The following is a 22,520-nucleotide window of genomic DNA, read 5'->3' as shown; positions in this document are numbered from 1 at the left end:
GAACGGGGAGCAGTGAATTTACTTTTTAGTACTGAGCGATATCGGTTGTTTTTTTGCAGTAGCCCTGTTAGTGATCTTTTGAAACTATACTGGTGCCATTGGCCATATCGGCCATAGCGGCGTCTGCTGCTACTTGTAAGGTTCCTTCGGTGAGGGCATTGGAGACAAAAGGAAGTACCAAACCTGCAACAGATACGGCTCCCATTCCACTATGGGCAATAACATTTCTTTGAATTTGACCTTTGTTGTTGTTGGCATTCGCCTGATACGTAGCTGTCCTGTTGTTTCTTTCTTGAAGGTTTTGGCCTTCTTTGAGAGTATTGCTGGCGTTGCGATAGTTGCTTTCCCGGTTCATTCCGGTGCCATTACCATTTTTGTTGGTAAATATGTTTCGCACTTCATGTCCGTATTTTCCACTTCGAGCATCTTGAAATATTTTTGCAGCCAAGGGGTTGTTGGCTTTAGAAAAGCCTTTTTCCTGTCCTATTTTGATGGCTTTGTCTATTTCTGCAATGCGGGCATTGATGGCAGCTGTCATTCTTTCTGATGCCCCTATCTTGGATAGGTCTGCACGTCTTTTTGCGAGGTTGTCGCGAACTTTGTTCAGACGGTCGAATGCAGATTTCAGGTTCCAACTACCTGCCATATCATCATCGTCCATAGGAGTGAATTCGGCCAGTGGTTCTTTGATGGGTTTTGGGAGAGGCAGATCGGGGACTAGAATATCCAAAATACCGGGACTTCCTCCGGTCATTCCATCGTAATATGGGTTGGCGTTGTCGTCGTATCCTTCTCGGATAATCAAATCTTGTATATCTATTGCCGGCTGGAATACCATTATGGAAAATCCGGTTCCCCAAAGCATTGATTTTCCCACTCCGAGAAGTCCGGAAGTCCCTCCGGTAAATCCGGTGGTCATCCCTCCGATAAAGGAGATTACTCCATTGAGCGCGATCTCACTTTTATTTCGAGAACCTATTTCTTGAGCTGCAGCTGCAGCGGCAGAGGCGCTGATAAAAGGCAGCAAAAACCCTCCTTCTTTACAAGAAATCATAGATTGTTTGGTCACTGCAGCATGCCCGTCGAAAGTGACAGTGGGATGAGGATTGAGCCAGGACGATTCCTGGTAGCTGATCATTTCGCTACAGGTGGGTTTGGGTTTGAACATTTGGAAAAGCCCGAAGGCCAAGCATCCTAAAGCGATGGCTCCTCCAATAATCCACCCGGCAACGGGAACGGTAGCAACAGCGGCGGCAACTCCCAATCCAGCCATAAGCCCTGCTCCGAATGCAATGGTGCCCACTCCGCTGCTCCAGCCTGTTTTGCAGGAAAACTGTCCCTCCAGTTTTTTGTCGACTTCAGTGAGCAAAGGTTGGCTCTTGGACTTAAAGATTACAGCAAGTTGCCCTCTGGCATCTGGATTGGTCAGCAACTTTCCGTAATTGGAAGCTGAGTTAAAGGTGCATACAGCATATACTTTTTCGGGTAGATAACTACTCATGATAAAACGGGATTTTCTGTTCCTGTTCCGAGCCGGAAAAACAGAAGTCTGTAATCGGCAATCGGTGATACCAAAGGTAGCCGGTGGATGTTATCTCAAGTTTAGGACTGTGATAAGGAATTGTTGTGCAAAAGTTAAGAAGTTGATCTAACTTATACTTCCCTGTATTCGGGATTTTTGTACTCTACGTATTTAACTCCCTGCCAGTTGTGTGTCCAGATGGAAAATGGCACCTCACTTTCTGTAAATTGTAATGTTTTATTGCAGTACAAGCAAAATTCGTCAAATTGTTGTTTACCTTCCTTATTCATGGCTGAGGTAAGGTTAATTTTCCGGTCTCTAAAGAAAAGTTCGGCCTGTATATCTCCTTTTTTGTTGGAGTGGTGAAGGGTGCGGATAGCTTTAAAATCACTGAGCAAACCGCTGAATTCGTCTTTGCCGTCGTAAATGATCTTTATTGCGTTTTTGCTGATGAGCAGCTTGACACTTTCTTTTTTGTATTTTTTTTGGATAAAATATATGCCTGTAAAGAAGAGTGTTAATACCAGTAATATACTGTAGTGTATGGGGAGTATACCCAACATGTCTCCGAGGATGATTTTTATACCGACGAAAGAGATGAAAACCAAAATTCCCCACCATATATACCACTTTCCTACTTGTATTGTCATAATCTCACCTAAGGCAAAATCTCTGACTCCTTTCCACTTTTCTTTTGCATCCATTTTTAACTGCTCGTCCATTTCAATCTACAATTTACGTATTTTAAATTCGCAAAAGTTTTCAGCATTGTCTTTTATGGATTCGTTCCATATCAACCTGGCTTCGTCTATGAGTCGGGTTTCAGGGTTTACCTCGTAGGTTTGTCTGAATTCCAGTTTGTATTCTGTGAAATTGTAGTGAATTTGAGGTTTGTAATAGCGGTCGTGTTTTTCAGTGATGTCTTTGATCAGTTCTTCACTGAGTTGAGCGGAGCCGACCTTTCTCAATTTTAAAACCTCGCTGTCGGCTTTTAACACATCACAGCGAAATTCCATAGGGACGATAAGGTCGGGCAGAAGGATGGATCGGTACAAAAATTCGTTTTGTTGTATCGAGGTATTGTCGTCCGATACGAGTTGCCAATCGAATAGGGCGGAATAAAACAGTTCTCGTCGCAATTCTTCTTCCGAATCGTGGGAAAGGGAGAATTGACGGTCCCCAGATTTGATAATCTGCTCTAAGGCTTGTTCGTTGTTTTCTTCCATATTGCTGATGAACTCGGTGCGAAATGCATTGGAGTTTTTAAAAGCTCTCCATTTTTCTGCCTGTTCTTCCTTGTTTAATACCTCTGCTACGGTGCCGTCTTCTCCGTATCTCAAGTATAGGTCGTGTCGGATGAGCTCTGTTTGTGTGATAAAGTCGAATACCTTGTTCAACACCGGAGGATCCATGCTGTAATAGTGATCCTCCAACTTTACCCTGGCAGTCTTGTCGAGTGGGTTTAACTCTACTGAGAACTGGAATTTTTGGGTAGAATTTCCGGTGAGCATGCCGTCTATTTTAGTGGTGTTTAATTGCTCACATCTATATTTTGCAAAAATAATATTTTGCGTCTGTAGGGATTCTTCGGCTTCTCGCTTCTCCCTCGTCTCTGGATATTCTTTGTCTCCTGCGTAAAAACTGTACTTGTCCGACATGCTGTTTTGAATTAATTGATGTCTACTTCCGCTCCTTTGATAATGACATTGCCGCCATTGGGTTGAATGGTGACATCGCCGGTTGGGCTTATAGTGACTGCCTCACCGTCTATTTTTGTTATGGTTTCTCCGGTAATGGTGTTGTCTTTACCTGTTAGAGTGAAAGTGTCTTTACCTTTTACATCTATCGATTTGCTTTCGAGAGTGATGTTCTCTTCGGTGATATCAATCACGGTACTTCCTACCTTGAATTTTATATTGGTATCTCCTTCTACTAAGATATTTCCACCGCTGTCCATCGAGATCAAGGCATTGCTTTCGCCTACGGTTATAGAGACGGAGGAGTTTGCATTTAGGGCGAAGTTTCCTGCGCCATCAAAGAAAGAAGAGGCTCCTCCTTGGTCGGAAATAAGCACAGAGCCACTGTTGTCGTCCATTACAACCTTACTACCGCTCCTGCTTTGTATGGCTTTTAGGTTGTTGTTGGGGTCGGCATAACCACTGTTGGCACTTCCGTGTTGGACACATCCGGTAACATAGGGCATTTCGGCATTTCCGCTCTGGAAGTCTACCATAACAGTTTCGCCTATTTCAGGAATAAAGTGGAAACCTTTGCCCGAACCTCCGTTGGGAGAAGAGAGAGGAATCCAATCGGTGGTTTGTCCGTTGGTCTTTTGCCATGCCATTTGTACCTTTATACGACCGAGTCCGCGAGGATCGTTGTTGTCGATAACAGTAGCGGGTTGACTTTCGCATTTTGGATAATTGCCCGGACTGGAATAGGGTGATATGTTTACTACGGCGGGAACAGCTTTGAAGGTGTTTTCGTAATCGCCGGTATCTGTACAGCGATGGGTAGTGGCAATAACTTTGTAACTACCTGCCGGATTGCCGTTCTCGTCGGTGATTCTTATTGGAGTGCCGGGGCGGAGTGCCGGGTTTTCACTTCTGCCGTATACAAAAATCATGTTGGCAACCTTATTCTCAAAATTGAGTTGGGCATAGTGGTCTATATCCGACTGCCCATTACCTTCGTTGACCAAGAGATTGTGCTGTACTATGGTCTCTTTGTCAAAAATTCTTGCAGACGACCGGATGAGCTCGCCTGTAACCCCGTTGATGGAATTTTCGAAGGGAAGCGTTGAACTAAAATGTGATGATCCCTCAGAGAGGTCGTTGCCGTGATATTTAAACCGGGTGGGTTGTAATGTCATTTCCAGATCAAACTCGGTGAGGTTGTATCCGTAGTGTAGATCGATATCATCTCCGGCATTTTCCTGTCCGATAACGAGTTGTACACCGTTGTAATAAAACCATTCCCCCTGTCTGGAGCACATGCGCTTTATAAAGTCGTAATCGCTTTCGTTGTACTGTACGATATAAGGATAAACACTGTTTTTGGCAGGATTGGTGCTGATGTTTAGCATATCGCTGCTGTACACCCTGAATGTATTGTGAACGATATGGATAAAGTCTTTTTTGAGAAAGGATAAGGATTCCGGACCGTTGTCCATCAAGATGGTGGGGCTATGTGCTTTAAAGAGCAGTCGCTTACCTGTGTGGTCGTCAGAGTTTCTAGCTTTTACCCGAGTGACTATACCTTTAAAATACCCGGTATGGGTAGAAAACATACCGTCTGTTCCTTTCATAGTGATGAGTATCTTTTCGCCTATGAGTTTTTGATAATTGCCATAGAGCTCGGGATACAGCAGGTAAACTTCGTCTTCCCTGCATTCCAAAGTAAGTTCGTGGTGATCGTCTATGTTTTGATCGAGTTTGAGGTTTAGGAAAGTGTTGAGTCTGAATTCGCCTATTTTTATGGTAAAATCGGTTTGCAGTGCCATAGCTGTTTTTTTGGTGTAATATATAGTTGAAAATGACTAAGACAAATAGTAAAAACAGTCTAAAAGTAGAAAAAAGGTACTGTCGTTCAAAGCGGTAAGAGACAGATAGAGCAAAGAAAACGATTTTTTGATATTGGGGTAAAAGTTCGGTAACACAAAAGGAAAAACCCGTCTGAAATTCACTTTTTTCAGACGGGTTTTTTTACGGGCAGCTCTTTGTGTGCTGCACCTTATGTCTAATTATTGTTCTGCGTATTCAGTGTCCCATTCGGTACCGTCATCTCCTTTTTGTCCATCCATTTTAATGAGGAAGTTTTTAGCGGGGAAATACGGTTTAAGGCGAATGTCCAGGAAAATACGATCTTTTTGATTAGGATCCTGTTCAAACTTGGTGATATCGAAATCTTCGATCAACTTATCTGGTCCGGAAACGCTGTCCAAAAACTTTATTACCTGATTGAGTATCTGTTTGCGAGTCTTGGCATTGAAGTTTTCAAAAGCCCTTCTGTTTAAGAAGTCCATCATCACTTTGGTGACATAGTCAAACACTCGAACTACAGAATAGGTTTGGAGTCCGAGGTTGTCGCCGTTGAACAGTGTTTTTCCAGAAAAGGCCATAACCTTGTTGTACTCGTTGACCATAGGCACGAGTCCGAGGTGTTCGAGATCGGCTATTTCGCTTTTCTTTAGGTCGAATTTTACACCGTCTACTTCGTTGATGCCTCCAAATTTTTTACCCGCAGTGATTTGCGACATCAGGGTGTTGTATATTTTTCCAGCTAAGGCAGTAGAGGGGGCGATAAAAAGGTGATCTTCTTCTCCAATTTCATCGTTTTTTCCTCTGCCTACGAGCCAGTTACAGGTCATAATAACATTAGATCTATAGATGTCTCCTCCGGTGAGGTTGGCCATTTCAAACATTTCGATCACATCGTCTGGTTCGTCTAGATGTTGGAAGTCGGTAACCAGCATCACCTTGTTGTTATGAGCTATTTTTGCCCATTTTTCAACCACTTTGTTCGATCCGAGATATCCTGGAATTACCAACAGAGCATAGTTGTTTCTCAAATCCAGTCTGTCGTAATTGTTTACCAGTTCGTCTTCAATATAGTCGATAAACCTAGTGTTGTCGAGATCTTTGAGTTGATCGAGTTCGGCATTTATGATAGATACGTTTTTTACCTTGCTCTCCTCTGTGTTTTTATAAAACATAGCCAGGGTGCGATAGGCTTCTTCCAGTTCTCTAGTTTCTTTAGTGGCTTCGACCAAGTTTTTTTTGAGGGTCTGTTCAGCGGTTTCGGCCTTTGTCTGGCAATCGTCTACGAGATCTACGAGGTTATCAGAAGACTTAAGGGTGTCTGCCCACAATTTTAACACTCTTTTCAGGTTCTGACGCTCTGTTTTTTTACCGCTTTCGTTTAGGAATATATTTCTTCTAGCCTTTCTTTCCGGGCTCAGGTTTTGCACTCCTTCAATAGCGCTTTCCAGTAGGTCAAAGCCTCCGTATTGGATAAAAGATTCGAGTTGTTGTTCCAGACTGGGCTTCTGACCCTCTCTGAGCTGTTGTTCTGCAGCAGTCGATGATTTCTGATTCTTCATAAGTCGCGCTATTTATCGTTTTCTTCAATCTCCCGTACCAGGGCTTCTATGGTTTCTATGATCGATTTCTTGGCTTCGGGATCTTGGAGTGCCAACTTCAAAACCTTGTTGGTTTTGAGTTGCTTGATCATTTTGCTGTATTGTTCTTTCTTGGTCTGAAGATCGGTGAGGAACTCACTCTGTTCTGTAATACCTTTTACCGAAAAATCGGAGACATTCTTGAATTTGAGCTCCTCCCTTACGGTCATGCCCTGTTCGTCTTCAAAATTTACATTCATTTTAGGATCGAAATGTTCGAATACTTCATCCATATTCTTCAATCCGCTCACCACTTCGGGGCGTACTGGAGTATTGGGAGTGAGTTTTTGAGCGATGAGAGTGCGGTTTTGTGGGATGTCCACAATGCTTTCTTCGCCTTCCGGCTTCACCTCATTTCCCCCTATACCATAACTGTTAGAAAGATTTGCCATAATGTTAATTTTAGCTAAATATAATAAAAATTACGTATTGAGTATGCATTTTCTTGTTTAGAATAGTCCTTTTCGCTTATAGTCAAGTATGATAAGGCTTACGCAATTTGTTTGCTTGTTCCTCACCATAGATACCTTTTTCACGTCTATTTTCTTGCCACGTATCATATTGTACAGGTAGTATATAGATACTGTTTCCCCGTTGTTCAACTGTACACTTGGCAGTGCATCCTTGCAGAAATAACGCGTAAAGTTTTTGAAAGACAATTTGTTTACCGATACACCTACTATCATACCTGCTAGCTTGCTCTCGTCTATTACAGGAATTTCTTCTTCTACTACCGGATCTTCTACAATCTCCTCTTTCTTTTCTGGTTCTGACGGTTTCTCCGGAACCTTATCTATAAATGCATCTACTACATCTCTGTCTCTGGTATCTCGAATAATATCTGCCATATTAATTCGCTCTTTTTTCTTGCGAGATGCCAGTACTGTTATTTTTTTGTGCGTCAGGTATTTGGTGTCGTCGTTTACAATGAGATACACCGTTTTTATGCCCGGAGTCTTGTAGGTGTATGAAGGGTTTTTGTCTATGGCGTCTATCGCATTTCCCTCTCCTTCTCCAAATCGCCATTCCCAACTTTTGGCATGAGGGGTGTAATCGGTGAAATTCACAGGCTCGTCTACATAGGCTACTTCTGGTAAATTGAATCTAGGGAACAAAGTAGAGTCGATCAATTCTTCCTTAGGGAGGATTTTTACAATTTTTGAAACATTACAATTTTTATTGACCCATAGATTTACCACGTATTCACCAGGTTCTTTGTATTGGTGGGCCACTTTGGAACGATTGACACTTGTATTGCCGTCGCCAAAGTTCCACCTCCACTCGTGGGCGTTGTCGGTATAGTCGGAAAAGGTTATAATCTCTCCGGCTTTAAGGGAAGAGGCATCGATGTTGAACGAGGAAACAAGGCAGGGCTCGTTTTTATTTGACTTGTAAGCCAACACAGCCCCTGCTATAAAAAGCAGAACGATAAATGACAATAATACCCTTGCGTCGAAATGTGTTTTTATATGAGAATTCTTATTCATAAATAAAAGTAATTGTACAGCATAAATTTAATAAAAAACAACAAATACAGTCAGAAATACATAAACCATAAGAGCGTTTTCAAGCTTATTCCAAAAATACACTATTCGCGATTTGTGTAAAATAACGGAAAACAAGTATTTCAAAGTAATATAAAAATATTGTATTTTCGTACGAAAATTTTGTGGGGGACAAGCTAATAAAAATAGATGAAACTCTGTAGTGGGCATAGCGTAAAGTTGTGGTTGTTAGTGGTAAAATAACGTATTGTTCACTTGTGCTTAAAGTAAACTTAATGTTTTACCGATTTATTTGTACTCGTTAATAAAAACACGTTCTGAATACTGTGATTGTAAAGAGTAGAGAATACAAGGCTGTAAAAAAGCAAAATGCGAAGTCGGAAAACAATACATGTGAAGACAGTTTATTCTTTGTCGGTATACGGTGTGATAATAATTTTTCAGCTATGAAGTGTGTAAGGTGGATTGCGATAATATCGGTTGCTATCTTTTGCGGGAGTTGTAATGCTAAAAAAGAAGCGGTGTACGCTATTACCGATCCTTATGTGAATGCAGAACTAGGGAAGACTCCCAAGCTCGAAGAAGTGAAGGTAGTTCGCGATTTGGAAGAGGAGTTGAAAGAAGAGAAAAAGGAACCCGAACTCATAACAATAGAGCAGAAGCGCTATTTTGCGCGTAAGCTCGGTGTACCTGTGTCTGAGATTACCAATCAGAAGCTTTATGCCTATATCGTCGAATGGGAAGGAGTTCCCTATCTGTACGGCGGAAATACCAAGAGGGGAATAGATTGCTCTGCTCTTATGAAAAATTTGTATCAGGAGGTTTACGGGGTAGAGTTACCGCGGACGGCCTCCGAAATTTTGCTTCACGACGAGCAGGTAGAGCCTTTTCGGTCTACAGAATATCTGCAAGAAGGAGATTTGGTGTTTTTTCGTTCCGGAAATGAAAAAGTGATGACGCATGTGGGGATATATCTCGGGAATATGAGGTTTTTGTCTGCCACCGAGTCAAAAGGCGTTCAGATTACCAGTTTGAAAGACCCGTATTGGCGCAACAGCTATCGGGTGAGTGGCAGGGTGAAATCGCTGGTGGCTTTGCAGTAGTGATATCAAATTGTCAAAGGATTATCCCTCGTGGAGGTGAATGTTTTACAAGAGATTATTTAGGCTTGCTTTGCCGAAAAAAGACGGTCTTTGTGCTTGGTTGAAAATTACCGATAAGGTATTTGAGGTGATGAAGAAAGTAATGCCATTTGAAATATATAAAATGTAAGTATGATAAGAGTACTGGTGTGTTTACTAATGATGATTGTAGTAGTGTCTTGTAAGACTACACAAAATATTGTTCCCGTTACCGATGAGTATGTGAATATGGAATTCGGAGAGCTGCCAGATTTAGGGAAAGATGAAGATACCGATGACGAATCTTATCTCATTATAGCTCCGATTACCGACGAGGATATAGAGAAGGAATTTGGAGAGACCGAAAGTGTAACTGCGACTACTCCAACTCCAACTCCCATACCCCAAAGGGTTCAGTCTTCTCCGGAAGCGGTGACAAACACAAAATTTTCTACAGTAAATACTGAGTTGCCAGAAATGGATGCAGAACCTTTGAATGCAGCTATAGAGCTGGAAACAGGACAGCTGTTGCTCACCGATAGTGAATCGTCTATTATGTTGGACGAGGTTGAAGTGGTAGGGATACGAAGAGAAGAACAGTTTACACTCGAGTCTCTTTCAGGCTATCACTTGATATATCTGAAGCACAGAGTGCCTCAGTCATCTCCATTGGTCAGAGAGGTGAGAATAAAGGAGTATTCACCTATAACCGTAGAAGATAAAATATACTTTGGTAAGCGATTGAAGGTAAGACCTATCAAAGTCAAGAATGCACGTTTGTACGCTTTTGTGAGAGATAATTTAGGAAAACCTTATCGAAAAAATAGCCGTGATCATCTCACCTTGATGCAAAACCTGTATCGGGAAGTGTATGAAATCAATTTTCCTCGAACTACTTCAAAAGCTGTTCTCAATAATTACACCGAAGATAAAATTCATTATACCAAGGATATGGAAGAAGGAGATTTGCTGTTTTTCCGCTTGAGGCAAAGGGGTAGAGGGCCGTATACGCATATGGGAATTTACCTGCAAAACAACAGATTTCTCACGGTAACCCCTTCGGGTGGTGTAGTGATTACCAATCTCAGAAACAAGGAGTGGAGAACGACCTATATAGGACGGGGCAGGGTTAAAAATATGGTGGTCGATGAATAGTGAAGACAAGATTATAGGTGCATTACAGGAGCTTCCTGTCTTCGATTTGAGGGCAGAATTACTCTTCGATGCTCTGTTGGGACAACGAGTGAAAGACAGAGATGTTACGGTGTTTCCTAAAGGGAATTTTTTTAGGAAATACAACCGCGATGTCATGGAAGTAGCACTCGATATGAACCGTGCAGATATGTGGACCATGATGTTGAGTCGAGATGGGTTTTACGATATACTGCCGGAAGGACTGTCTCACAACTACAGAAACCGAACCAAAAATGAAGATCCGGTAGAGGAGTATAAGAAACGAAAGCGAGAAGAGGCAGAAGCCCGTCACTTTTACAGTCCTCTGGAGAATGAATTTTTTCGTTTTAGACATCAGATTGAAAGGTATGAGGCCGATTTTTTCAGGGAGATTAATGCCTATGGTCTGTCTGATGTGATACGGACTATTCTCGGGGTGTCTGAAAACGTTCCACCTAGGTTGCTTGTACGGATGTTTTTTCTGTTGATGCGGCAGAAAGACTATGTGAGCCGAAACCTCGATGAGGTGTGTAAGGGGCTGGAATTTATCATTGGAGAAAAAGTTAAAATTGTCATTGAAAATATAAAACTCGAACAGGGATTTGATCCGTTTGAAAAACAAGAGGATATGCTTTTGGGGATCAATACAACACTGGAGAGCAAGGAAGAGATATTTTTGAAGAAATATCATTTTGTAATAGGCCCCTTGAACGACTCAAAAGCGCTTGTAGATTATGTGAATCACGGACAAATGGAAAGTTTTCTAGAAGCTTTTTTCTATTTATTTCTGCCCTGTCAGGTTCAGTTTTCATACGAGTTGTTGCTCAACGACCGCGATCAGGTTTTTGAGCTGCAAGAAAATGTTTATCAATCGCGTTTGGGAATATCAACAGTTATTTGATTTATGAGGAAAATTTTAGATTATATCGTTACCGGTGAAACTATGACACTACTTCTCATAGTGCTTGCAGTGTCTTTTATTCTGAGTATGCTCTTTGCTATCAAAGCGCCTAAATTTCGCAAGAAGAAATGGAGGTATTTTTTGTATGTGCTAATCATGGGAGTGTTGGTCATAGGGTATGGGGCAGTGCTGTACAACCTGAAGTCTACTACTTTAACGATTCGTTTTGTTTCTTTTCAGGTATTGATGTTCTTGTTGGGAATAGGGCATATAGTCGTATTTAATAAGATTTTTTCCCGTTTTGAGACCACAAAAATTTTTCAAGAAATTTTTTTGGCATTCATTACAGCGCTATACGCCGGATGTTTTATGATATTGGTGGTGTCGTATTTTGCTGAATTTAGGTTTATCTATTACTTTTCGGGGAGCTTGCTGGTATTCCTGATTCCTACCTTGGTCGTCATCTTATTTGAAACAGCCATTACTATTCCGGCAAAGCTGTTCAAGAGATGGTTTTATCCACTCAACAACAAATACCCCAATCCGCAGATTACAGAAATGCGCAATATGATATTGCTCAATCTGGTTTTTCAGAAAAAACCGAACGACCGACATATGATAAATTTCAAGGTAAAAGCCCCTAGAGCCATGGAGTTTGGCAGATTGTTTTACTATTTTATCAACGATTACAACGACAAGCATCCCAATAGTCAAATTCATTTTAAAGACGATAAAAACGAACCTTATGGCTGGTATTTCCACACCAAACCACGTTGGTTTAGTTCTACAGATCATATAGATCCCGACGAATCTGTAGATCGCAACGATATGAAAGATGGCAATACCATTATTTGTCAGCGTATATAAGGTAGAGAAGCCTTTGCGCTGTACTTGAATTTTAAAAGTTAAAACTATGGCAGAAGATATTCGATATTTCCCGGTCAACTGGATCGACGGAATGAAAATCAACAAAAATCACTTTATCGACCTACAAGATAATGTGGAAGATTTGGTGCGCGACGCCAGGGGACTTGCGATAAATCCGATGTGCTACGGATTGGTCTCTACCCGGTTTAAATCGTCTTCGGAGTACAGGGTAATTATAGACGAACACAACGAGCTAAATGTGTCGATAAAATTTCTCAAAGCGGTAACTCCGGGAGGAGGGCGCATTGAAATCACCGATTTTACAGGAGAATTTTCAGAGAAAATTGCCCTGGAGAATTACGATTTTAAAGAGAATAGTCGCTTTCTGTTGCTCAATGTAGACCCTTTTAACAGAGTGCCTACAGGAGTGCAAAACATGGAGGAGATACCTCCTCGTTTTCCCTTTGCTATGCCGCGTTATTACCTGACTACGGTTGCGGAAAGTGAGGTGACACAGAACAATATAGGACCGCTGCAGTTGCCTATTGCTAAGTTTTCGTCTAAGGGAAGTGTGTTTGAAGTAAACGACGCCTATATTCCGCCCTGTATTTCGGTAAACGACCACCCTGCTCTGATAAGACTGTTTGAAGCCTACGACGCCTTTTTTAAACAGATGGAATTCTACGCTATACAGATTTGTCAGAAAATACGATTCAGAAGACTTAGTGGCGATGAAAATCTCATAGCCGATATAGTGTTTGACACCTTGGAGTGTATACGAGGCTACGTAGGGCAGCACATTAATGCAAACCGCTGGAATGGCTTGTACGCATCGCCTATGGATGTGCTGGATAAAGTAGTGAGTTTGGCGAGAATTATGAAAAATAGCTTCGATTCTTTTTCGGGAGACGGAAAGGAAATGGTGTTCAACTATTTTTCGGAGTGGACAGTAGGACAGGGAAGTGGAGATTATGAAAAACTGTTCTCAGAAACCATAAACATCAAATACAACAGCTATGATATTGCCCCTTGTGTGCAAGCTGTGATGGAATTTATTGAGAAAACAGATCAGTTGTTCTCTATTCTCAACCAGCTCGACTACATCGGAAGGAAAAAAGATTCCGGTATATTTGTCAATGAAAATATAATAAAAACAGAGCGCTCTTCCGGTATATTCTTCCGTCAGGAAGATTCGAGTGACGAAACAGATAGGAAAGATGTGCGCGGTGAAGGAACGTCATTTCTGGCTGACTGATAAAATATAAAAGTACATCATGGAAATACTTAATAAAAAAGAAAGAATATCTGCGTTTTTGTTGTTTCTCCTCATGCTGATCATCACAGTAGGAGCTCTCATTTTTGCTGTTTTTTTCAACTACCAGTTGCCCTGGAAGGAAAACGAGGCGCTCAAGCTGGAAAACGACCGTATTATGAACGAATTCTACTATCAGGATAAGTTTTCTTCCAAATTGAATGAGCTCACAGCGAGCATAGACTCTTTGGATAGAGCTGAAGATGGTTTTCAGTTTCTGGAACAGACTATAAACCTGGAGCTCGCCAAATTACAGGAGGGAGTGCCCACAGATAGGGAGGCCTACAAACAGACGTTGATGTACAATAATGTCATTCTCAATCTCAAGGGGTTTGTCAACGCCAAGAGAAAGTTACAACTGCTGAAAACCTCGGAGGAAGAGATCGATGACCTGAAATCACAGGTGTCTGAATACGAAGATATTATAAATGACCTGAGAAAACAGTTGGAACTTTGTAGGCAGTTGAATAGATAATGTGAACTTCTAAAAACCAAACCCATGTTGACACCTGAAAGTACCCAGGCCATACACGTCGCACGACGTATTGCTCTGGAAAATCTCAACCCTGCTTATGCCCCGGCTCACTTGCTGAAGGCATTGCTCAACCGTCAGTTCGATTTTATAAAGGAACTGGATGCGGTAGGAGTAGATGTGTTTTATATGGACGAATGGGCGGATATCCGAATTGAGGAATACGACAAAACGAGTAGACCGGGAGAAGATATCCGCGCTACTCCATCTGCCGAAACAGTGTTTGAGGAAGCCGAAGACATAGCTCGTAAGGCCGGTAGGGAAGTGGTGGATTTTGTTCCCCTGCTCATGGCACTGCTTACACCAGGAGTGGGATTCACTCATGATGAACTTAAAGCTATGCCGGTTACAGCTGGCGAAATAGCTGCGAGAATAGGGTACTGGAATAAAGGGGAAAACACGGGAGAACAGTTGACTGCATTACCTGGAACTGCAGATGTTCCAGTCTCAGCTTCAGGGAGCTCGTCATCGTCGGGAGTATTGCAAAAATACTGCGTCGATAAGGTCAGAGCATATCGGGAAGGAAAAGACGTTCCTCTGGTAGGTAGAGATGAGGAGCTCAAGACTATTACCGAAATTCTGAATAGAAAACTCAAACCTCATGTTGTTGTAACCGGAGAAGCCGGAGTGGGAAAAACGACACTTATAGAGGGGTTTTGCGGAAAGATAGCCGATGGTCATATCATAGCCCCTCTACAGGGAGCTACCGTTATGGAAGTGAATACAGGGGCGCTCTTTGCAGGGGCATCGTATAAGGGAGAGGTTGAAGATAGATTGCAGAAGATCTTTGCCGAGATAAAGAAATACCCTCGGCCTATACTTTTTATAGACGATATTCACGAATTGTTTGATGCCAATCAAGGCAGTGGTATAGCTAGTGTAGTTAAATCTGAATTGGCCAAGGGGGAAATTACCTTTATAGGAGCTACTACCACCGAAAAATATCGCAAAACCTTAGGTAAAGACGATGCTCTAAACAGGAGGTTTGAAACATTTGAAGTACAAGAGCCGGGGCAAGACCTAGCGTTGCGAATGATAGGGAATGTGATTTCTCGCTACGAAGATCACCACCAATTTAAAATCGAAGAGACAGCGCTGAAAGAAGCCATTCGCCTTTCGAGTAGGTACCTCAAGGAAAAGTCACTGCCAGATTCTGCTTTAGACCTCATCGACCGGACAATGTCTTCGCTAAGGGTGGCCAAGGAAGTGATTTCCGACGAACTTCCCGATCTCAGAACTCGTTTGGAAGCCTTGAAGAAATCTCGAAAAAAGGATAGAGAGGAAGAATTACAATGGTTGTATCGCGATATAGTAGACAAATCGGGAGAGCTGCTGGATGAAGATAGTTCAGATACCAATTTTGAATCTCAGAAGGCTGTTTCGGCCAAGGTAGCATATCTCGGGAAGTTGCTAGACCAACTCCAACAGATAGCCGCAGGAGATAATGTGGTAGGTGCTCATCACTTGTCTGCAGTTGTTTCGGGCATTACCGGAATTCCTGCGGGAAAGGTGAAAAGCGAAGAACGAGAACGACTTCTCGATATAGAACAAGAACTTAAAAAGAGGGTTGTAGGGCAAGACCACGCCGTAAAAGTAGTGGCTGATGCTATTTTGGAATCGCGATCCGGACTTACCAAACCCGGGCAACCAATAGGTTCGTTTTTCTTTCTCGGACCCACTGGAACAGGAAAAACTGAGCTCGCCAAGTCGTTGGCCGATTTTCTGTTTGGAGATGAAAACGCGATTATCAGACTGGATATGTCTGAGTTTAAAGAAGAGCATTCTGCAGCATTGCTCTACGGAGCTCCTCCAGGATATGTTGGATATGAAGAAGGAGGGTTACTGGTAAATAAGATTCGGCAAAATCCTTATTCGATAGTGCTTTTTGACGAGATTGAAAAAGCACACCGATCGGTTTTTGATGTTTTTCTACAAATTTTGGACGAGGGGAAACTTCACGATCGCTTGGGAAAAGAGGGTGATTTTTCGAATGCAGTGGTGCTCTTTACTTCCAATATAGGCTCTGATTTTGTAGTGAAATCATTTTCGGAAGGCAGTATTCCGGCGTCTAATACACTGCTAGATATCATGTCTGGCTATTTCAGACCCGAATTCCTAGGGAGACTTACGGAAATAGTGCCATTTGCCCCGATAAGCAGAAAGAGCGTAGTGAAAATATTTGACATCCACCTGGAAAAGGAACTGCTGAGTTTGCTTTCACGTATGGATATTAGCCTGAAAATGTCGGATAAAGTGAAGGAAGAAGTGGCGCTGATGGGGTTTAGTCCAGAGTATGGAGCGAGACCTATTAAGGGAGCGATAAGAAATCGATTGAAACGACCGCTGGCGCGCAAGCTTATCTCGGGTGAAGTAAAGCCGGGAGATGTGCTTACCGTTAAGATAGCCAAAAACGGCGATATAGAGTTTGTGATCAAAAGTTCGTCAAAAAAACAAGAGAAGCCAAGAGAGAACAGTGTTCTGAATACCTAAAACAGCTAATCATTGAAAGATCTCTATTATAAAATTCCCATCGATTACAAAAGGATAACTGAGGGGCATGACTTGCGCAAGGTGACGCTTGAAGAGTCTTTGGCTCAATATATATCTCTCGTTATAACCACCATTTTCGGCGAATACCGTTACGACAAGGAGTTTGGTACAGCTATCTGGGATACCGATTTCGACCTCTTGTCTAACGTAAATCAATTAAAAGACAAGATTAAAGAATCTGTTTTTGAAAAGGTGAGGAAGTATGAAAAACGACTTGTGGTAACCGATGTAAGCCTTGCTATAGGAGAAGATACTATCGCTTATAATCCGAATATCCGTGTGAAAAAAAGGCTGGATATCGTAGTTTATGGAGTGATAAAAAAAACTAATGAGCCTTATTATTACAAGAGTTCTTACTACCTGGCTCCGTTTTCGTACAGGTGAGGCGGGAAGTTGAAAGTTCTTCCCAGTCGCAGTCGAGGAATCTCGGCTCTTTCGGCTGTGTTGTTGAAGTTGTTTTGAGCCGGGGTATAAATGATTTGCTGTCTACAAACTGGTGGTAGGCGGTTCTGAGTGATAATTAAGATCGGTTCAGTTCGACTAAGAACTACCAACTAAAAAACTAAAAAACTAAATGAAACAATTGTCCAAAGATCAGATTAAAGACCGCTTGCTGAAACGCGCTGCCCAGCAATGGGGGTATTCTGATGTGGAATTGGAAAATGTATTCGATCCTATCGTCAATTTACTCTTTGATGTCTGTGCCAAGGAATTGGAGAATATATCGCATGAGATATTTTCCAGCCGTAGGCGTATCACAGAGCGTTTGGTAGATATTCTTACCCCTATTGCCTCATCGAGATCCATGCCCGCCCGAGCGATTATGCAGGTTTTTCCGGCAGAGGATGAGATGAGTTTGAACGACCATCATCAGTTCTTCTTTCAAAAGCGACAACACAACCCGTACAACCCGGGAGAAAAACTGATCAAAGAATTCTTTTTCGGTCCAACCAAGCCCGTAAAAGTAGCGCGAAATGTCTTGAAGTATGTGGTGTTGCCCAACGGTGTACAAGACGCCTCAAACGGGCAGTTTAGAGAGTTTCTCGGAGAAGATGCATTTCTCAAGCCCACACCGCACGGAATTATATGGCTGGGAATAGACCACAAAGGAGAGGGGATACTCAAAAACCTAATGTTCTATTTTTATCTGAAAAACAATTACCAAAGAGATACTTTCTTTCACTTTCTTCCCCGTGCTAAATGGTATTTTAACGAACATAAACTCACCGTGGCACAGGGCTATAATACACAGGGTAACATGGTCGGAGGGGAGCGCCATATGGTGCACGAAGATTTTCATCACCTTCGAAGCGTGGAAGAGCACGTAAATGATTATTACGAGAAAAATTTTGTCACCGTCAAGGATGTCATCAACACAGGGAATTCTGAAAACACTGTGCCCGCAGAATTCAGTACACTTATTCCAGAAGATGTTCTGGCAGCTATGAAAGAAGAGCATCTACTGTGGTTCCGCATAGAGTTTCCCAACGTTATCGGTAAAGAGATTCTGTCGGAAGTGTTCTGCGCTACCAATTGTTTTCCTGTGATCAATAAAAAACTCAATGAAACCCAGGGCAATATAAAGAAGTTGCTCAATATATACCCCTTGAGTATAGGAGAAGAATTCTTTCTCGAATTGTATTCTGTACTCGACGACCGTAGTCGCCAATTTGATGTAATCGCAAAAAATCAACAGGAATTCACGGAAGATTTTGCCTATCTCCGCTTTGGTGGTGTAGCTCGTTTTGACGAACGCGACGCTACTGAAATGATTAATTATATGGTGGATTTGGTGAGAGACGAAGCAGCGGCATTTTCGCGATTGGAAGCTGATTTTATGGAGGCGAATTTACACGAGATCAACCAGATTATATCCAGATTCCGGAACAAGATGGCGCAGACCGGAATGCACAACAAAAACACTCCATACCTGGTGTTGAATACACGGGAAGAAAGCAATGGGACACTGTTTGTGAAATATTGGACCACCAATGGGGAAGAAGCGAATAAGATCAATACCTTTTCCAGACTACAGGCACATCGTGGAGCCGATTTTGAAAAGGACTCCATACAGTTTCTCTCTACCACTCAAGGAGGAAGGGATGAGTTGATTAATTCTGATAAAATATACGCCTACAGAGAAAATATAGTGTCAAACCAAAGAGTGGTTACCCGTCAAGACATTATTATACTGTGTAAAAACCACTATGGAGAGGCTGTGACCAATATCGAGATAAAAAATGGAATACAGACCAGTTTAGAAGATCATGTCGGTTATACACCTACCATAGATATTCTGCTCGAGAAAAACGAGAAAGCCGAATATTCGGAGGAGGAATGGGAGTTTCTTAGCGATGACCTCCGATTACTGCTGCGGAACAGGGCGGTAAATATAGTTCCTTTTAGAGTGATGTATACAGAAAAAAACACTGAGACTAGTTGAGTTTAATTTCAACCCTTTTAGTGTCTTCGGGTTGATAAAATGTGCATAACTTGATCCATTGTAGTTGTGGTATAGGTGACTACTCTCTTCTGAATTTACTATATTTGTCCGTTGTCGTATGACGACGCCCGACATTGTGCCCGGGCTGTTTGTTTTTATGCACTTTAAAAAAACAGATTTGATTTATGAGTGAAGAAATTAAAAAGCAGTATTCCGCAGATAGTATTCAGGCCTTAGAGGGGATGGAGCACGTGCGGATGCGCCCTTCCATGTACATTGGAGACGTAGGGGTTAGAGGGTTACACCACCTAGTGTATGAAGTAGTGGATAACTCTATTGATGAAGCGCTGGCTGGGCACTGCGATACTATTGCCGTTACCATAAATGAGGATAATTCTATTACTGTAGAAGATAACGGACGTGGTATACCTGTGGATATCCATAAAAAAGAAGGAGTCTCTGCCCTTGAAGTGGTTATGACTAAGATTGGAGCTGGAGGTAAGTTTGACAAAGACTCTTATAAGGTTTCTGGAGGGCTACACGGAGTAGGGGTTTCTGTGGTAAATGCACTTTCCGACGAACTTAAAGCTACCGTTCATCGCGATGGTAAAATATGGGAACAGGAATACGAAAGAGGAAAGCCTCTCTATCCTGTGAAAACTGTGGGAGAAACAGATAAAACCGGAACTGTTGTAACTTTTAAACCCGATACCAGTATATTCCAACAGACTGTAGAATACAGTTACGATACATTGGCCAGCAGAATGAGAGAGTTGGCATTCCTAAACAGAGGAATATCGATTACACTTACAGATAGAAGGAACACCGACGAGAAGGGAGAATTTATCTACGAGCGTTTTTACTCGGAAGACGGTTTGAAGGAGTTTATCCGTTTTCTAGACGGCAATAGAGAGCCGCTCACTGCTGATGTTATTTCTATGGAGGGAGAGAAAAATGATATACCGGTAGAAGTAGCTATGGTGTACAATACCTCGTTTAATGAAAACCTCCACTCTTATGTAAACAATATAAATACACATGAGGGAGGAACGCACCTCGCAGGTTTTAGGAGAGGACTTACCACTACGCTGAAAAAATATGCCGATGCTTCCGGAATGCTCGACAAGCTCAAATTTGAGATCTCCGGAGACGATTTTAGAGAGGGTCTTACCGCTATTGTGTCTGTGAAAGTTGCAGAGCCTCAATTTGAAGGGCAAACCAAGACAAAATTGGGTAACCGCGAGGTAACCGCTGCGGTATCACAGGCGGTGTCGGAAATGCTTGAAAATTATCTGGAGGAGCACCCGAACGATGCAAAGACTATAGTACAAAAGGTTATTCTCGCAGCTCAGGCACGTCACGCTGCGCGTAAGGCAAGAGAAATGGTGCAGCGAAAAACTCCTATGGGAGGTAGTGGATTGCCCGGTAAACTCTCCGACTGCTCTGAGCAGGATCCGGAAAAATGCGAAGTCTTCCTTGTAGAGGGAGATTCGGCCGGTGGTACCGCCAAACAAGGGCGTGACCGTAATTTTCAGGCTATACTCCCGTTGAGAGGTAAGATACTGAATGTGGAGAAAGCTATGCATCACAAGGTGTTTGAGAATGAAGAGATCAGGAATATATTTACAGCGCTAGGAGTTACTGTAGGAACAGAGGAAGATAGCAAGGCGCTCAATATTGAAAAGCTGAGATATCACAAGGTGGTAATTATGTGTGATGCCGATGTGGATGGTAGCCATATTGCTACATTGATATTGACGTTCTTTTTCCGTTATATGAGAGAACTCATCGAAAACGGACACGTATATATCGCTACACCTCCGCTGTATCTCGTGAAAAAAGGAAGCAAGAAAGTCTACGCCTGGAACGATCAGGAGAGAGATAGATTGCTGGAAGAATTTGGTAGTGGAAGTAGCTTACAGCGTTATAAAGGTCTGGGGGAGATGAATGCAGAGCAGTTGTGGGATACAACGATGAATCCTGATAACCGTACACTCCGTCAGGTAACCATAGAGAACGGAGGAGAAGCTGATAGGATTTTCTCTATGCTGATGGGCGATGAGGTTCCGCCGAGAAGGGAGTTTATAGAAAAAAACGCAGTTTATGCCAATATAGACGCGTAAACTACAAAGTAAAAAGGCATCCGAGTATGGATGCTTTTTTTTTGCGGTGTTAAAATAGCCTGAAAGTGTACGTAGAAATTAAAAAATATAACTGCTGTAATTAGGTATGTTTCAATGGGTTCATTTACTGCTAAAATGACTAACTTTGTCGAATTAAAAATATAATCACTCAAAAAAAATATCATATGAAAGTTACAATTGTGGGTGCCGGAGCGGTTGGTGCCAGTTGTGCGGAGTACATTGCAATGAAGAATTTTGCTTCAGATGTCGTTTTGTTGGATATCAAGGAAGGGGTTGCTGAAGGTAAGGCGATGGATTTGATGCAAACGGCTTCGTTGAACGGTTTTGACACCAGAATTACCGGATCGACCAACGATTATTCTAAAACAGCCGGCAGCCATATCGCAGTAGTGACCAGCGGGATACCTAGAAAGCCGGGAATGACCCGTGAAGAACTTATAGGTATCAATGCGGGAATAGTGAAAGACGTAGTGTCTAGCCTGATCGAGCATTCGCCTGAGGTTATCGTTGTTGTGGTGAGTAATCCGATGGATACCATGGCATATCTTACACACAAGGCAACCGGACTGCCTAAAAATCGAATTATAGGAATGGGAGGAGCGCTTGACAGTGCTCGTTTCAGATACAGACTTGGTGAGGCTCTGGGATGCCCTTCATCTAACGTAGAAGGTATGGTAATCGGTGGGCATAGTGATACAGGTATGATTCCTCTTACTCGTCTCGCTGCATGGAACAGTGTGCCGGTAAGCGAGTTTTTGAGTGAGGAAAGACTGAAGCAGGTAGCTGAAGATACAAAGGTAGGAGGAGCTACACTCACCAAATTGTTGGGAACAAGTGCCTGGTATGCCCCGGGAGCCGCTGTTTCTGCGTTGGTACAGGCCATCGCTTGCGATCAGAAAAAAATGTTCCCATGTTCTGCATTGCTCAACGGAGAATACGGATTGAGTGATATTTGTATAGGAGTGCCTGTTATTCTCGGAAAAAACGGTATAGAGAAGATTGTAGAGATAGAACTGGACGATGCAGAAAAAGCAAAACTCCAGGAAAGTGCTGAGGCAGTTAGAAAGGTGAACGCCCTACTGTAATTGAGCCTATTTCTATCCTAAAAATTATGGCTGCGTATAAAACTCCTGTCATGAAGGAGTTTTGCGCAGCTTTTTTTGTCGAATAGAATGGCCTCTGTGGTACAGTTGTGAGCTGATTTACAAGGAGGTATGTGTAAGTGGCTGTATCCGAAACACTAAGGGAATAAAACGGGGAAATAAATTGTT

The 22,520-nt window shown here is 42.3% G+C and carries 18 protein-coding genes; 11 read left to right on the top strand and 7 right to left on the bottom strand.

Annotated elements, in window-relative coordinates:
• Positions 1-67: 67 nt before the first annotated feature.
• The 7 genes from ACYZZR_RS02570 to ACYZZR_RS02540 form a co-directional block, all read right to left on the bottom strand.
• Positions 68-1,501: a hypothetical protein gene (locus ACYZZR_RS02570; protein WP_461532425.1), complete on the bottom strand. Its 1,434-nt coding sequence runs from the start codon at positions 1,499-1,501 to the stop codon at positions 68-70.
• A gap of 152 nt (positions 1,502-1,653) precedes the next feature.
• Positions 1,654-2,244 (bottom strand): hypothetical protein, encoded by a 591-nt coding sequence (locus ACYZZR_RS02565; RefSeq protein ID WP_461532424.1) that lies wholly within the window; start codon positions 2,242-2,244, stop codon positions 1,654-1,656.
• Positions 2,245-2,250: 6 nt separating this feature from the next.
• On the bottom strand, positions 2,251-3,180 hold the full coding sequence (locus ACYZZR_RS02560; protein ID WP_461532423.1) for a hypothetical protein: 930 nt from the start codon (positions 3,178-3,180) through the stop codon (positions 2,251-2,253).
• A gap of 11 nt (positions 3,181-3,191) precedes the next feature.
• Positions 3,192-5,024, bottom strand: coding sequence for a type VI secretion system Vgr family protein (locus ACYZZR_RS02555; RefSeq protein ID WP_461532422.1), 1,833 nt, complete (start codon positions 5,022-5,024; stop codon positions 3,192-3,194).
• Between the two features lie 240 nt (positions 5,025-5,264).
• Entirely contained in the window at positions 5,265-6,623 is a 1,359-nt protein-coding gene (locus ACYZZR_RS02550) for a DUF5458 family protein (RefSeq protein ID WP_461532421.1), read from the bottom strand.
• 8 nt (positions 6,624-6,631) lie between these two features.
• On the bottom strand, positions 6,632-7,093 hold the full coding sequence (locus ACYZZR_RS02545) for a type VI secretion system contractile sheath small subunit (protein WP_461532420.1): 462 nt from the start codon (positions 7,091-7,093) through the stop codon (positions 6,632-6,634).
• Between the two features lie 57 nt (positions 7,094-7,150).
• Entirely contained in the window at positions 7,151-8,188 is a 1,038-nt protein-coding gene (locus ACYZZR_RS02540) for a PKD domain-containing protein (RefSeq protein WP_461532419.1), read from the bottom strand.
• Positions 8,189-8,652: 464 nt separating this feature from the next.
• Here ACYZZR_RS02540 and ACYZZR_RS02535 point away from each other — a divergent pair, with 464 nt between their 5' ends.
• The 11 genes from ACYZZR_RS02535 to mdh all read left to right on the top strand — a co-directional run bounded on the left by ACYZZR_RS02535 (position 8,653) and on the right by mdh (position 22,334).
• Positions 8,653-9,309 (top strand): C40 family peptidase, encoded by a 657-nt coding sequence (locus ACYZZR_RS02535; protein ID WP_461532418.1) that lies wholly within the window; start codon positions 8,653-8,655, stop codon positions 9,307-9,309.
• Between the two features lie 171 nt (positions 9,310-9,480).
• Complete coding sequence (locus ACYZZR_RS02530; protein WP_461532417.1) at positions 9,481-10,482, top strand: C40 family peptidase; 1,002 nt, start codon at positions 9,481-9,483, stop codon at positions 10,480-10,482.
• Positions 10,475-11,401, top strand: a complete 927-nt coding sequence (locus ACYZZR_RS02525; RefSeq protein WP_461532416.1) for a hypothetical protein — start codon at positions 10,475-10,477, stop codon at positions 11,399-11,401. Before ACYZZR_RS02530 ends, ACYZZR_RS02525 begins: the two co-directional genes overlap by 8 nt.
• A 3-nt stretch (positions 11,402-11,404) precedes the next feature.
• Positions 11,405-12,268 carry a TssN family type VI secretion system protein gene (locus tag ACYZZR_RS02520; protein ID WP_461532415.1) on the top strand — a complete coding sequence of 288 codons (864 nt, stop codon included), beginning with the start codon at positions 11,405-11,407 and terminating at the stop codon, positions 12,266-12,268.
• Positions 12,269-12,314: 46 nt separating this feature from the next.
• Positions 12,315-13,523, top strand: coding sequence for a hypothetical protein (locus ACYZZR_RS02515; RefSeq protein WP_461532414.1), 1,209 nt, complete (start codon positions 12,315-12,317; stop codon positions 13,521-13,523).
• 19 nt (positions 13,524-13,542) lie between these two features.
• Complete coding sequence (tssO, locus tag ACYZZR_RS02510) at positions 13,543-14,055, top strand: type VI secretion system TssO (protein WP_461532413.1); 513 nt, start codon at positions 13,543-13,545, stop codon at positions 14,053-14,055.
• A 24-nt stretch (positions 14,056-14,079) separates the two neighbouring features.
• Positions 14,080-16,602 (top strand): AAA family ATPase, encoded by a 2,523-nt coding sequence (locus ACYZZR_RS02505; protein WP_461532412.1) that lies wholly within the window; start codon positions 14,080-14,082, stop codon positions 16,600-16,602.
• Between the two features lie 12 nt (positions 16,603-16,614).
• Positions 16,615-17,046: a GPW/gp25 family protein gene (locus tag ACYZZR_RS02500; protein WP_461532411.1), complete on the top strand. Its 432-nt coding sequence runs from the start codon at positions 16,615-16,617 to the stop codon at positions 17,044-17,046.
• A gap of 190 nt (positions 17,047-17,236) precedes the next feature.
• A complete protein-coding gene (locus ACYZZR_RS02495; protein ID WP_461532410.1) occupies positions 17,237-19,105 on the top strand; it encodes a hypothetical protein in 1,869 nt (622 codons plus the stop codon).
• Between the two features lie 185 nt (positions 19,106-19,290).
• Positions 19,291-21,228 (top strand): DNA topoisomerase (ATP-hydrolyzing) subunit B, encoded by a 1,938-nt coding sequence (gene gyrB, locus ACYZZR_RS02490; RefSeq protein ID WP_461532409.1) that lies wholly within the window; start codon positions 19,291-19,293, stop codon positions 21,226-21,228.
• 185 nt (positions 21,229-21,413) lie between these two features.
• On the top strand, positions 21,414-22,334 hold the full coding sequence (mdh, locus tag ACYZZR_RS02485; RefSeq protein WP_461532408.1) for a malate dehydrogenase: 921 nt from the start codon (positions 21,414-21,416) through the stop codon (positions 22,332-22,334).
• Positions 22,335-22,520 lie beyond the last annotated feature (186 nt).

This window comes from Sinomicrobium sp., from assembly GCA_029266035.1.
Lineage (GTDB): Bacteria > Bacteroidota > Bacteroidia > Flavobacteriales > Flavobacteriaceae > Sinomicrobium.
This window is presented reverse-complemented; position numbering and strand designations above follow the sequence as displayed.